We start from the raw sequence: 13,671 nt of genomic DNA on the forward strand, positions 1-13,671 counted from the left end.
CCTTTATCATCATGTTTTTTTTATCACATTTGAAGCACTTTGGACCTCATATGCTTTTACCATACGTTGCACTAAAAAATGTCTCATAATATCACTCTTTTCCATCGTCACAAAATCAATACCCTGTACTTTTTTTAGAACAGATATGGCATCGTGTAACCCTGATCGTTGATGATGAGGCAAATCTAATTGTGTAATATCACCTGTGATAACCATTTTAGATCCTACGCCTAGTCGTGTTAGAAACATTTTCATTTGTTCAGGTGTGGTATTCTGTGCCTCATCTAAAATAATAAAGGAATCTTCTAATGTACGCCCTCTCATATAAGCTAAAGGAGCAATCTCAATCACACCTTTATCAATCATACGAAGCACCGTATCATTACCTAAAAGAGTATTTAAACCATCATAAAGAGGTCGTAAATAAGGATTTATCTTTTCTTGCAAATCACCCGGCAAAAAGCCTAACCTTTCTCCAGCTTCAACTGCAGGTCTAGTTAAAATAACACGACGAATATTCTTTTTCCTATAAGATGAGATAGCTAAAGCAACAGCTAAAAAAGTTTTACCTGTACCAGCAGGACCAATACAAAAAACAACATCATGTTTCTGTATAGAACGCACATAACGCAATTGACCAAGGGTACGTAAACGAACAATTTTATCATTAATCGAAACATCTAATTTTTCTTCAAAAAGGGCAAAAAACTCATCTTCTAAGCCCTCACAAACAATCTTATATGCATAAATGACATCATTGGATAAAAAAATGACACCATTTCTAGTTAGTTTAAGCAAAACGCGAAACAATTTAGACAATTTTTTGACAGAATCCTCATCGCCGCGCAATAACAATTCATCACCACGCGAAATCATTTCTACATCAGGCACTTCATCCTGCAAAGTCCGCAAAAAAAGATCATTGGGCCCCAAAATACGTATGGCTTCAGACGTGCCCTGGAGAGGAATACGTAAATTATATTTCGGATGCAATAATCTCATTCTCCTTATTGCCCAGATTGTGCAACTGCTATATTCTCCGTTGCATCAAAATGTACGAATAATACCACTTTACCACGCTCTAGTCGCTGGTGCAAAATCTTTTCTGCAACGATATGACCTTCAGGGCCTAACATCTTCAATACAGCTTCACGGGCTCTTTGTTTACCCAGCTGTGTTACTTCATATGATGTATACTGAATTTGTCTTTCCTCAACTTCTAAATATTCTTCTTCAACAAAACCAAAAGGTAACTGCCAAGGTCCTAAATATAAAGGTTGTGCTCGTTGAAAAATACGTTGTTTTTCATAAGGTAAATTAGGCATTGGTAAACGCAAAATACTATCCCCAAAATAAGGGAAATATTGCTTTTGTCTTTGACCTGTATATACATGTTTGATCATCGATGAAGGAATATGAACCTCCGCATTATACCAAACATCACCCATGACACGACCACGGGCACCTACCCATACCATACTATTTGGATTTTTTGGATCACCATAATAAGCTGATATCAGAACTTGTGATTTTTGCACTATATCACGCACATCAACTAACGGATTTCCTCGTTCAACGATAATTTCTCTAACCATAGCACCCCGTTTAGCCGAAATATTACCACTTGTGTCAATAATCTGATTACGAGAAGGAGTACGTATAACATGTTTTTTTTCAATAACAGTTATAACAAATTTAACACCTTCCATCCGCAAACCAATCCAAGCTGCTTCTGGTAACTGAAATTTAAGCCGTTGTAAAAGTTGTTCTGTTTGGGGTACTCTATAACGAAATTGACCAATATAAACACCTTCTTGCCATAGCAATTTGCGAACTTTGTGCGGATTTATAGCATCTGTACCCTCTATTTCTACTTGCCAAATAATAGATATAAGAAACCAAAAAATGCCAAACGACAAGAAAGAACTGAGCCAAAAAAATTTGCGTTTTAAAACATATCGCCATAAATAAGGAGCACCTTCACGACGTAAAATTTTCACTCTACCATTTTGACGATGGACAAGACGCATAAAATAAAGCGCATGAACAAGAAAAATTTTAAAAGTTACATGATTTTTAGATACATAATTTAAACTCCATATATCTATCTTCTCTTCACGAGCTATCTCTAATACTAAAGGCAACCAAGCAACCTCAACCGTGAAAGTGACAATACCTATACACCATTTAGGTAAGTATCGAATAAAAAAGTTCAATTACGATAATCCTTTAAGTTTATTTTCTGTTTATCTATGTATTTATCACCTATATCTTGATTGGTCTTTTGTAAATCTTCATAAAAAATGCTATAAACACATCCCCCTATAACCATATTTTCTGGCGTAAGAACACTAATCGTCATTTCTTTACCCAAAACCATTAATCTACCTAAAGAAGAAGTTATTTCAATAATATGAGGGGAAAAACTCTTTAATCCTTGATGACTCTCAATACGACATTTTTGTGTTCCAAGCCATTCAATACGAGGCTTTTTTTTGGATACCTCTAGCAATAGATCATTAAGCAAATCCATTCTCTCTACCTCCGCCGACAGGACATTCCTTCAGAGAAAGTAATATGAAAAAAAGCACAATATAAGACCAAGATCAAAAACAAAATAAATAAAAAAACCGATCACGATGATAAGTATCAAAGTTCTAGGGGAAAAATACCATTATGGGATTCTTATAAATACTGTACATGCAAAAAAAACAAAAAATGTAAATAATTAATCAAAATAATAAAATATTATTGTATTTCCAAAGTTTACAATATATTATATTTTAAGATTTTACAAACAAAAATAGACATTCCCCAATCCCCTTTGTAAAATGTAAATGTTATAACAAACACAACAGGAGGATAAAGAATGTCTATTAATTGTAGGTGAACAAATAAATCTCATTTGGTCAAATTTTTTAGTAAATTGGGGTTAATATCCCAATTTACTTCATCTGTTTTTAATCATATTTTGCAGAGTATTGATGGTATGTTGTTACAAAACTTTAACGGAACTTTGTCAGATATTCATAAAAAAAGCTTTTATAATAGGTGTCGACAAACGATAAGCAATATGATGAATAATCCAAAATGGGATGAAAAAATACTTAGTAAAGCCATAAAAAACGTTGCTTATGAAGAAGTTATCCATCAAGCTAAGGGGAAAAATAAACCTTAATTTCTGATAATTGACGATACAGTATTACATAAGAAAAAGCCATAATCATCAGCTGAATACCCTATACAAGCAACTGGTTATCATTATTCTAATATAGATAAAAAACGTGTATATGGTCATTCTATTTTTCAAGCTATGTTACATACAGATGGTTTAAACTATCTTAATAGAAGTTAAACATGCTAATAAAACAGAAAGCGATAAAATTGATAATGCTTTATATATCATATCTAGTGCACCCGGGCTAGATCATAAAGCATATGTTTGCGTAGATTCTTGGTATATTCCAAAAAAGATAATCGAAACAAGCTTAAAAAAGGATTTAATTTTATAGGTGCATTAAAAATCGATATTGTTATTTGTCCTTTAGGCATTAAAAATCAAATAAAAATGTTTTTAAATTTTATAAAAAATAGAGATACAAAAGTTGTTACCATTAAAAAACAAAGTTATAGTGTTTACAGATATGAAGGTAATCTTAATTTTATTGACAATGCGATGGTACTTATTTGCGTTAAGGAAGGTCAAGATATATCTAAAGCAAAAGCTTTGATTTGCACAGATATAAAGCTAAGTAATGAAGAAATTCTAAATTATTATTCGAACAGATGGTAAATTGAAATATATTTCAAAAAAGCCAAAAATTATCTTGATTTACAATGATACCGAGTCAGATCAGACAAAAATTTAGATTGATACTTAATTTTACAAATGTTTTTAGCAATGTATTGTATACATAAAGGTAATGGTAATCTGCTAAAGGGATTACGTAAATATCAGGCTAAAAAAGAAGCTACTCGAATAGAGGATATGATTGATATATTCATTTCATAATTGAAAGAGATAATATCATATTTAGATATTCCTGCACATATATCTGTGAAGCTTATTTTATCACGTGCCAAAAAAGTATTAAGAGCAGTACTAAGGTCCTATTGTTATCAAATTAAAGGGGTAGAATAAATCTGCAAATAAAATTAAAAAGGATAAATATAGTAAAAGACTATAAAGACTAGGTTTGTTTTTTGACCATCCATAAATGTAATTAAATTTATTAAAAAATACAAATATATAAATTCTCTTTTTAGAGTAATTAAACATAAGGATGCTAAATTACTCTAAAAATAAAAACGCTCTTTTGTATAAACAAATAATGTTCAAACTTAGATTATAATAAACTTTTCAAGTTAATTTTTGAAAATCAAAAATTATGGCATATTTTTTTGGCAAGTACAGTAACTAATTAACTTTCATCCTTCTTATCCTTAGTTATAATATCCGGCGTAACCTCAGGCACTATCTCTTTATCTTCAACTGATGGCTTACCCACTTTCTTATTTGAGCTCTTTTTATAATCTAACATATGAGCCTCCAATTCCGGATCACATGATTCTGGCATAAAACTTAAACATTTAAATTTACGTGCTATACGATACACAAAAATCGTTTGCATAATCGTACAAGAAATCCAAAAAATTAAACATAATGAAAAAAGAAAAATAAATGCAGGTGATATACCTAATGTCCATATAGGCAAACCTTCTAGCGATAACATAAAATCACCCTTTCTATAAATTGATAAAAAATTAAAAATTTACTATAAATATTATAAATAATTAACTTTTATACACTTCATTTTAACATAGATATTATGACTTAGGAACATGCACATTAAACATAATATATTTATATTATTATATAAAACAAAAAATAAAAAAAGATAATTAAAAACAGTCGAAGAAAATTAGAAATTTAAATCTACTTTATGAAAAAATTTTACAATTTGAAAAAATGGAATTTGCTTTTTAGTCTAAATTTAATAGATATTCTTTATTATAGAATTATATTTTATGTATAATAATTAATTTTTATACATAAAACAAAGAATATCTATTTTTATTTGTAAAATCTTAAAATATAAAGTATAGTAAAATTTGGCAAAGTCATAATATTTTCTAGTTTTTACTGTATTAACAATATTTTTTGCATTTTTTTTGCAATTACAGCTTTGGTTAAGGGGCATGGTTGATTTTAGCGCAAATGGTTGAGTTGATAGTAAATAGTTTCTTATGTTTGTGAAATAAGTGTGTCGTCTGAAAGCTTAGGGAATATTGCTAAAGATCGACCAGACGAAGGAGTACGGTCGATTTGATCAATTTCTGATGTTGGATTAAGTTTGTCTGACGGTTTAGAAAGAGAAGAAGATGATGATGAACTGGCACCAGTAATTGCTTCTCTTGGGGCAATATCTGATTTTAATTAGGAAGAACGCGAATCCGATAATCCCGATCCATTAGAAAAACATGAATTAGAACTATGGGAATTAGATTTATAATCAGACATATGACGGTTTCTACTATGGACTTGTCCATAAATATTAATATAGCCGATTAATAATGGTGTAATTTAAAAACTATTTAACATGGGTTATTGGACAAGCTCTATAAATGGGTCGTCGTCCCACTAAGCCTGGCTCTATATTATAACGATATGCTATAGCATTAAAATAACCCATTTTTTCGACTATTTATTAATTCTTTCTTTTTATTTATTAATTAAGTTTTATTTTTTATTTTCCTTACGTAATTATTTATGTTTTTCATTAAGACTAACCATTTCTTTCTTAAGATCATCTATTTCTCTCTTAAATCTATCGGGATCTATTGATAATTTTTCTTTAGTCACAGGTAGTCAATGAGAAGTACCCTCTCTAAACTTCCTTAAATTATAATCAAGTACATACCTTTCATATAGCTTCAATAAATCTTCTAAATTTTTTGTTCAATTTCTCAAAATCCAAAGTTTGTTTTTTAGTTAATGGAAACTCCTGCTTAATGTCATATATTTTCCTCAATCGATCCCTTATATAGGAAGATAATCTATCGCTATGACCTACAAGAGTTTTGGGAGATAAAATATGGATATGACATCCAAAATTTCCAGAAAATAATCCATTGCTACGACCTACTCTATGTCCTATATGGGAAAATGCATCAGTTACTTGCTCACGAGCAAATGCATAAATAACTGAATATATAACCTTAAAAGATGTCTTTGAGAATGACGACCAAAACCTACTATATACCCTATCACTGTACTACTAAAACCGGCATGCACCTCAGTCGATGAAGATAGAAAAAATTTTGCCAACATCATAAAGTAAGAATCTATGTTTTTTACAACGCTTTAAATTATTCTGGGAAAGATAATTACCCAAAAAATATAAATTATTTGGATATAATAATTTAATGTAACATACCGATAATCTACGCAAATACTATAATTGCCAAAAAACAGGCTATGATTTTTTATTTCCAAAAATTAATTTAAAAAGTTTATTATAATCTAGGTTTGGAAATTATTTTTTATACAAAAGCGTGTGTTTATTTTTTAGAGTAATTTAGCAGCCTTATGGTTAATTACTCTAAAAAGGGAATTTATATATTTATATTGTTTTAATAAATTTAATTATATTTATGGATGGTCAAAAAAAACCTAGCATCTTTAGGTTTTTTAACATATTTATCCTTTTTAATTGTATTTGTAGATTTAGGCCACCTTTGTAAATTGATAACAACAGGACATTAGTGCTACTATTAATCTTTTTTTGGCACGTGATAAAATAAGCTTGACGGATATATGCGTAGGAATATCTAAATATGATATTATCCCTTTCAAATATGAAATGAATATATCAATCATATATTATATTCGATCAGCTTCTTTTTTAGCCTTATGTTTATGTAATCCCTTTAGAAGATTACCATTATCTTTATGTATACAATACATTGCTACAAACATTTGTAAAATTACGTATCGATCTAAAGCTTTGTTGGATCTGGCTTTGTATCATTGAAAAGGAAGATAATTTTTAGCTTTTTTGAAATATATTTCAATTTCCCATCTGTACAAATAATAATTTAGAATTTCTTCATTACTTAGCTATATATCTGTACAAATAAAATCTTTGGCTTTATATCTGGGCCTGCCTTAAAAGAAATAACAACAATATCATTGCCCACGAAATTAATATTTCCCTGATTTTTGAATTATAAACAATTTTTCATCTGTGTTTGTTATATAAATTTGAAAATATTTTGATTTGTTTGCTCATTCCTAAATAATAAATGTTCTTATTGTTTATTAATTCATAAATAAAATTAAATTTTTTTAATCTTGTTTCGATTACACCTTTTTAAGGACTTGTCCAGAAATATTAATATAGCCAATTAATAATAGTGTAATTTAAACATAAAAATAGCCATTATCATAGCTTTTAGCACATTAGATTGGATTCTTAACCTATCTTTGCAGCCGTCCTCGGGCAAGCTCTTAGCATAATTGTAGCCCGCAGCACATTTTTAGCTAATGATGATGACCTTGTCTTGTATAATCGATGGTCAGAAAGTAAGGCTTATGCCCCTTCTTAGATTTATATATAATTTATTTTTAAAAATTATATATCAAAAAAATATTTAACAGCTTAAATAAGTGTTTTTTAATCCCATTTTGAATTAACAATCGGATTTGTCCAGAAATATTAGTATAGCCTATTAATAACAATGTCATTTAAACACAAAGATAGCCATTATTATAGCTTTTTATGAATTAAATTAGGTTCTTAAATGCTCTTTAACATAATTTTTTGGACAAACTCATCATATGACTAATTGTTTGCAGAACCCTATTATAAAAGATGCTTTTATGAATAAATGAAAGACATCGAAAATGGAAAAATATTTGAAAATGAAGAAGATTAATTAATCAAAATCGGGTTAGACTGCTAAAATTTTGGGATCGTAAATTTGATTTGATATTATTTATTGAAGTGTGTTATATATAAATATATGCCATAAAATACCTCTATGCTATCAATATATAAATAAAACAATAATTAATATTTAATTATATATCATAAGTCAGACAAAAAAACTTTGTTTAACTAAAAATAATCAATAATTACAGGGAAAAGCAGCAATATAATTATTTTGAAATTATTACCTCCATTCCCAAGTAGTTGAAATAATATAAAAATAAAAAAGTAATAATATTTCCAGAAAATAGCAATTTAATATTCAATATGGTATAATATTAGAAATAAAATAATATCAATTAAGATGAAATGTAAACTGGAAATAAAATAAAGAAATTAATACACTAGAGGTGCTAAATAATGAATCCAAATAAAATACAAAATAACATTCAACAACTTGCACTATCCTCACTGCTTCTAAGCGGTTTATTTGCTTGCAATAATAATATTATGGTATCTCAAGCTACCGGATTAGATATAAATAATGAATCACAAACTATGAATTTGGAAAAACTTATAAACAACAAAAGAACAGAAATAAAAACTTTAAGCTCTAACATATTTTATAAATTAATTCAACCTTTAGAATTATTTATAGAACACACAGATGGAACAGATAAACAAACAGCCACTAGTATAAAAACAAAATTACAAAAAATAAGGGAAAAAATACAGACCTCAGATCAAAAATTATTATCAATTATAAGCAATTACAAACATAAAGTAAAACAAGATATTCAATTATCAAAAATTACTGGCCAAAACGTATATCAAGCCATCTTCGATAATGAAATCAATGATTGTACCAAAGGTTCTGTTTTAATGAACACGGAAAGTTATCGAAAAGAAATTATAAACATAAAAAATATAATAGATGAATTTAAGGAAATAAGTGTTAAAAAAAGTTTTATAGTTAATCAATATAGTGAAATATCCAATGATCAAGAGTGGACTACTGGCAATACTATAGATTTTAATAATGAAAAAAACCTTAAGACCATGGATATTGATAGTAATGACTATATTATTGATATACAAGAATACATAAGTAGTCATCATAGCGAATCAGTAAACCAGTGCTTCATCCAACAAGAAACTGATTTAGAACAGAAAGAACAGCTAAGCCGAAAAAACAATGACAAAAGAGAACAAGGTAAAAAATTACCTGCGTTTATGGAAAAAACCCGACAATACCACGGGCAAATACATCAGTTTGAAACAAAAATAAATGAATTGCATAAAAAGATAATAAAAAGTGAAGAAAATGAAGAAATATCAAATGAAATATTAAAGTTATCAAAATATCTAATTAGTATAATGGATAATATAAACAAAGTTATTATAAATTACAATTCACTACCAGACATAACATGGCAACAAAATGGAAACAAATATATGCCTGTGTTTAATGACCAAATTAAAAACAATGAAGAATTGAAAATTTATAAATGGATTACGGAACATCAAGAAATAAATCCACTAGTAAACCATGCAATGGATATGCTTAAAAAGATAAAAATACCAAAACACTTGCTAGAACCCACATACAGTTCTAAATTTATTACTGAAGCAGATGATACTATAAGTTTTACAAACCAACGCAATTTAAATATCATCTGCTCCTCGGTCGGATTTTTAGATGAAGTAGAATATTACCCAAACTCCCTTACGCCCCCTAAACAACCTCTAAATTCAAAACCCCCACAACAACAACCCCCACAACAACAACCCCCACAACCCACTAAAAAATCTCAAAATAATAATGAATCTAAACCTAAATTTATATCTAATAATCCTAGGAAAGATATATCAACTACATTAGACAGCAAAACAACAACAAGTGATACTACAGATACAGATTGGATATCTGCAATAATCTCAACCTACTTAAAACAATCAAAGGATACCTCTACATATGGCGACAAACCACTAACACGTGATAAGACTTCAGATGATAATTACAGCAATACATTATCAGAGGGAAAGACACAAATTTATAACCCTGAAAATAATTATATGACTGATGTTGTAATAAAAACAGAAACTGCAAAAATGGATTGTATTCCGCAACATAAAAGGCCTGTACACACAGTACCTCAAAATATAAATAAATGCGCTGAATTTAGTAATTTATCAAGAGTCAAAAGATGCACACCTATAAAAACAGTTCAAATTAGTAATTTAGGTAATATCATATGTGATTTTGCTGAAAACAAAATTTCAGCTGATGCCTTTTATAAATTTCTTCAAAAATGCATGGCCAATAATATGAATAAAATGACAGAGACAATTATACCTCAAAACATCGCCCATCAAGCTGTGACAATTCAAACAAATGAATTATTTGTCAAATTTAATACGAATGCATTTGTTAATAATACATGCCTTCCTCAAATAGTAGGTAATGACATGAAAGTATTTAAAGAGATTGAAAAAAAACTATCTCCTTGCGATGTTGGATATATTAAAGCAGAAGTTATTAGTTGTTTCATTGATTGCCAAAAACAGGTGCAAAAAAATCCATATTCAATGAATATAAAAAAGAGCTTGTCCAAAAAACCTTGTTAAGAACCTCATAGAATAGACTAAAAAATATGATAATAGCTATTTTTGTTTTTAAGTTACATCCGAAATAATAGTCTGTATTAATATTTACAGGCAAGTCCATTCTTTAGAAGTTTATTTTATATATGTTATCATTTAATCTAATGATGCTATTTGTCCATACCTTCAGCTGTTTAATCCTTTCTTTTAAATTAGATATTAATATATATCAAAAAACCATAATATTATATTGATATTGTGGTTTTTTGATATATATTAAAATTTAAATTCCAATATATTAGAAAAGAAAAATAATTTTTACGAAAATCACATCATATTAAATATTAATAGTTTTTTAAAAATAAATTTTTCATTAAAAAATATCCTTATCCATAAATAATGCATTAAAAATATTTTTAATCATAAGACTTGTGACTAAACTTTAATACAGGATATATTTAAGAATAATAAAGTGTCTGAAAGGATGTAATTATGACTAATTTCATTTATATTTTATCATAAATATGAAAATATAAATGAAAATTATTTAAGCTAAAAATAATATTCCCCTTATTTATAAAAATAATATTTTTTCAAACAAATTAAAGATATTAAAATAATGACAGAACATAAAGACTGCTCGATGATATATCAATCATATATATTAAAATAATAAAAATCATATAATTAATATATAAAATAAATTATAAATAATAACTTTAACATAATAAAAACCCTAAAAAACTGTTGAAAAAATTTTTTCTCGCAAGCGAATACGCCCTAAAATACGTTTATGATGCTGTAAAATGATTTTTTGATCATGGCTCATTTCTAATAAAGTAACCGTAATAAAATTTATCTCTGTCATACGTTTATTAACAATATCTTGTAACATTGATGAGTAGTTATCATATGTTTTTTGACAAAGATCTTCCAAGGCACGCCAAGCATCAGTAAAAGACCAATATATACCTAGATTATAAAAGACCTTTAAAGTCTCTTTTAAAAGTAATTTCGCTTCTTGATAATAAGGATACGTCATCACATGTCCATTAGAAATACCATAGCAAGCGGTCAAAGGTAAAAGAACACTAACAAGAATAAATTTTTCAGTGGCTACACGATGTATATCATCTGTATATCTTAATCGAGGTAAACGTTCTAATATAAGCTGTATAGAAAGAGGTGTTTTAACTATGTGTCTATCTTGTAAAAGACCTATATCTGTTATACCTTCTCCTTTACTTAAAACAATATTGTCGTCTTTGGCCAAAGCACCGTCACGAACAACAGCTGCATATGTAAAGTAAACAGGATAAGTTTGCTTAGAAGGAAGGCCATTCTGTAATAAAATAATGGCCGTTCTTGGTTTGCTAATTTTAGATATAAAATATTTAATATCTGATAAATGATGTTGTTTCACAGCTACAAAGATAACGTCATAAATAGCTAACTTTGTATCTTTTATACAAGCCACTCTAATTGGTAAACACCGTTTTTGGTTTTGTAAATTTATATGCGTCAAACCAGTCCGGGAAAGAACAAATTTTTGTGCTAAGGTATTTGTAAAAAGCACTATGTGAGCTAAGTCATTTAAACAATCATGCAGCCGAAAAGCAAAAAGACGACCTATGGCACCTGCTCCAATAATAGCAATGCGCATAAAAAAACCTTTGGAATTATATTGAGTAAAATAATCAGCAAATAACATATAAATACCTCGTATTTAAGAGTGTGTTAATTTATATAAATTTAAATTTTAATTAATATAAATTTTAATTAATAAAAAAAAATATTTAACATATTAAACTATACAAGCTTAACCCATTTCATTGTTAAACATCGAAAAATAAAAAATGATAATATAAACGCCCACTATTCTTAAACAAAAAATGGGCTGCGTATATTTCTTGTTTTATCCTTGTTTTATTCTTTATTATTAATCAATAAATATTATTCTAACCTGAACAAGTAGCTTCTTCGGATAAAGCATCTAATAATGCGTTGTCGTCTACTTCGTTTTCTGATTGATTCTGTAAGGATAATAGCACATTTTCACGTTCAGATACTATATGTTCAGTTTCGCGTTTAAATTTCTCGGAATTATCTTGAAGAATAGACATTTTGCGAGCTCTATCCATAATTTTAACTAACATGCGATAATCATCATTAACCATGCGATAATCACTTTGCATACTTCGCAATTGACTTCTAACAGAATTGTTTTCTCTTTCTAAACGTTCTATTTGAAAATTTTTATCTTCTAACTCTTTTTGCATTTTTTTCTGTATACGACTCAACGTTTGGACCTCATTTTGATGTTGACGCAAGAGATGAATAATATTTTCTAAAGAACTCATAGGTGCTTCTTCCACATCATCCATAAAACTATCATGCTCATGATGATTGTGATGATTGTGATGATTGTGATGATCTTGATCATAATTATTATGCATAGAAACACCCATAGAAGTACGTGACATAGCTCGCTTTTTTCTCTGTGCCTTTGCCATTTGTACAGCCGTTTCATAACGTTTACGCACAGAACTATTCCATCTAAAACCACAAGCAGCGGGTGTACGACCTAATTTCCTCGCCACCTCTTCAAAAGATGACAATTGCGTCCCTCCTTCTCTAATATGGCGTAAAGTTATTTCAGCCAGAGCCATATCATCTTCATCCGTCCAAGCATCTTGCCTTTTCACAGACATGCCATTTCTACCCCCTTAGAAAAATATTTTGATTTAAATAATAAAACTTAACTTAGCAAAAAACGATAAATATGAATAAAAGAAACAAAATAGGATCTTGAAAAAATAGATAGTATAAGGGGAAAAATGAAGAATTTAAAAAAATTTTAATTTAAAGCTGTTTTATAAATAATATAAAACATAAAAACCTCATAAAAAATACTCGAAAGAATTATATTTACATAAAATCTGTTACTATCTTCATCTGTCTCTCCTTCATAATGACTACCTTATAGGTTATGACCCATATACAAAATTACTATACCTTCTAAAAATCCCATCCTCTTTTAATTATCAGAATATAATGTGACGGAATTTTCGGTAATCAATACGTTTGAAAATAAAAAGACATAAAAAATATTGTTTATGAATCCTTAGTTATTTAA

At 28.5% G+C, this 13,671-nt stretch carries 13 protein-coding genes; 5 read left to right on the top strand and 8 right to left on the bottom strand.

The features are described 5' to 3' along the window. Positions 1-9 precede the first annotated feature (9 nt). From VS182_RS00715 to VS182_RS00725, 3 genes are read right to left on the bottom strand one after another with little or no spacing between them, the layout of a single operon-like run. Positions 10-1,002 (bottom strand): PhoH family protein, encoded by a 993-nt coding sequence (locus VS182_RS00715; RefSeq protein ID WP_479492610.1) that lies wholly within the window; start codon positions 1,000-1,002, stop codon positions 10-12. Positions 1,003-1,007: 5 nt separating this feature from the next. Beyond that, positions 1,008-2,216 (bottom strand): sporulation protein YqfD, encoded by a 1,209-nt coding sequence (locus tag VS182_RS00720; protein ID WP_479492611.1) that lies wholly within the window; start codon positions 2,214-2,216, stop codon positions 1,008-1,010. Continuing rightward, positions 2,213-2,533, bottom strand: coding sequence for a YabP/YqfC family sporulation protein (locus tag VS182_RS00725; RefSeq protein ID WP_479484645.1), 321 nt, complete (start codon positions 2,531-2,533; stop codon positions 2,213-2,215). The genes VS182_RS00720 and VS182_RS00725 overlap by 4 nt, the downstream gene beginning before the upstream one ends. A 372-nt stretch (positions 2,534-2,905) precedes the next feature. On the opposite strand from VS182_RS00725, the gene VS182_RS00730 reads away from it, so the two are divergent. From VS182_RS00730 to VS182_RS00745, 4 genes are all read left to right on the top strand, one after another. Further along, positions 2,906-3,178: a hypothetical protein gene (locus VS182_RS00730; RefSeq protein ID WP_479484646.1), complete on the top strand. Its 273-nt coding sequence runs from the start codon at positions 2,906-2,908 to the stop codon at positions 3,176-3,178. 276 nt (positions 3,179-3,454) lie between these two features. Further along, positions 3,455-3,793 carry a hypothetical protein gene (locus VS182_RS00735; protein ID WP_479492612.1) on the top strand — a complete coding sequence of 113 codons (339 nt, stop codon included), beginning with the start codon at positions 3,455-3,457 and terminating at the stop codon, positions 3,791-3,793. 96 nt (positions 3,794-3,889) lie between these two features. Further along, positions 3,890-4,012, top strand: coding sequence for a hypothetical protein (locus VS182_RS00740; protein WP_479492613.1), 123 nt, complete (start codon positions 3,890-3,892; stop codon positions 4,010-4,012). Then, positions 4,013-4,141: a hypothetical protein gene (locus VS182_RS00745; RefSeq protein WP_479492614.1), complete on the top strand. Its 129-nt coding sequence runs from the start codon at positions 4,013-4,015 to the stop codon at positions 4,139-4,141. A 280-nt stretch (positions 4,142-4,421) separates the two neighbouring features. On the opposite strand, the gene VS182_RS00750 is transcribed toward VS182_RS00745, so the two are convergent. The 3 genes from VS182_RS00750 to VS182_RS00760 form a co-directional block, all read right to left on the bottom strand. Next, positions 4,422-4,733, bottom strand: a complete 312-nt coding sequence (locus VS182_RS00750) for a hypothetical protein (RefSeq protein WP_479484648.1) — start codon at positions 4,731-4,733, stop codon at positions 4,422-4,424. 1,442 nt (positions 4,734-6,175) lie between these two features. Then, the gene (locus VS182_RS00755; protein WP_479492615.1) at positions 6,176-6,328 is read right to left on the bottom strand and encodes a hypothetical protein; all 153 of its coding nucleotides are present in this window, start codon (positions 6,326-6,328) and stop codon (positions 6,176-6,178) included. A 399-nt stretch (positions 6,329-6,727) separates the two neighbouring features. After that, positions 6,728-6,880: a hypothetical protein gene (locus VS182_RS00760; protein ID WP_479492616.1), complete on the bottom strand. Its 153-nt coding sequence runs from the start codon at positions 6,878-6,880 to the stop codon at positions 6,728-6,730. Between the two features lie 1,471 nt (positions 6,881-8,351). Here VS182_RS00760 and VS182_RS00765 point away from each other — a divergent pair. Continuing rightward, positions 8,352-10,559, top strand: a complete 2,208-nt coding sequence (locus VS182_RS00765; protein WP_479492617.1) for a hypothetical protein — start codon at positions 8,352-8,354, stop codon at positions 10,557-10,559. Between the two features lie 712 nt (positions 10,560-11,271). Here the strand turns inward: VS182_RS00765 and VS182_RS00770 are convergent. After that, positions 11,272-12,198, bottom strand: a complete 927-nt coding sequence (locus VS182_RS00770) for a ketopantoate reductase C-terminal domain-containing protein (protein WP_479492618.1) — start codon at positions 12,196-12,198, stop codon at positions 11,272-11,274. 295 nt (positions 12,199-12,493) lie between these two features. Beyond that, entirely contained in the window at positions 12,494-13,246 is a 753-nt protein-coding gene (locus tag VS182_RS00775) for an RsfA family transcriptional regulator (RefSeq protein ID WP_479488742.1), read from the bottom strand. Positions 13,247-13,671: the final 425 nt, after the last annotated feature.

This window comes from Pasteuria ramosa, from assembly GCF_056496785.1.

Excerpts from the sequence above, each read along its gene's own strand:
- VS182_RS00760 (WP_479492616.1), bottom strand. The coding sequence starts at position 6,880 with ATGATTGATATATTCATTTCATATTTGAAAGGGATAATATCATATTTA.
- VS182_RS00770 (WP_479492618.1), bottom strand. The coding sequence starts at position 12,198 with ATGCGCATTGCTATTATTGGAGCAGGTGCCATAGGTCGTCTTTTTGCT.
- VS182_RS00725 (WP_479484645.1), bottom strand. The coding sequence starts at position 2,533 with ATGGATTTGCTTAATGATCTATTGCTAGAGGTATCCAAAAAAAAGCCT.
- VS182_RS00715 (WP_479492610.1), bottom strand. The coding sequence starts at position 1,002 with ATGAGATTATTGCATCCGAAATATAATTTACGTATTCCTCTCCAGGGC.
- VS182_RS00740 (WP_479492613.1), top strand. The coding sequence starts at position 3,890 with ATGTTTTTAGCAATGTATTGTATACATAAAGGTAATGGTAATCTGCTA.
- VS182_RS00750 (WP_479484648.1), bottom strand. The coding sequence starts at position 4,733 with ATGTTATCGCTAGAAGGTTTGCCTATATGGACATTAGGTATATCACCT.
- VS182_RS00765 (WP_479492617.1), top strand. The coding sequence starts at position 8,352 with ATGAATCCAAATAAAATACAAAATAACATTCAACAACTTGCACTATCC.
- VS182_RS00775 (WP_479488742.1), bottom strand. The coding sequence starts at position 13,246 with ATGTCTGTGAAAAGGCAAGATGCTTGGACGGATGAAGATGATATGGCT.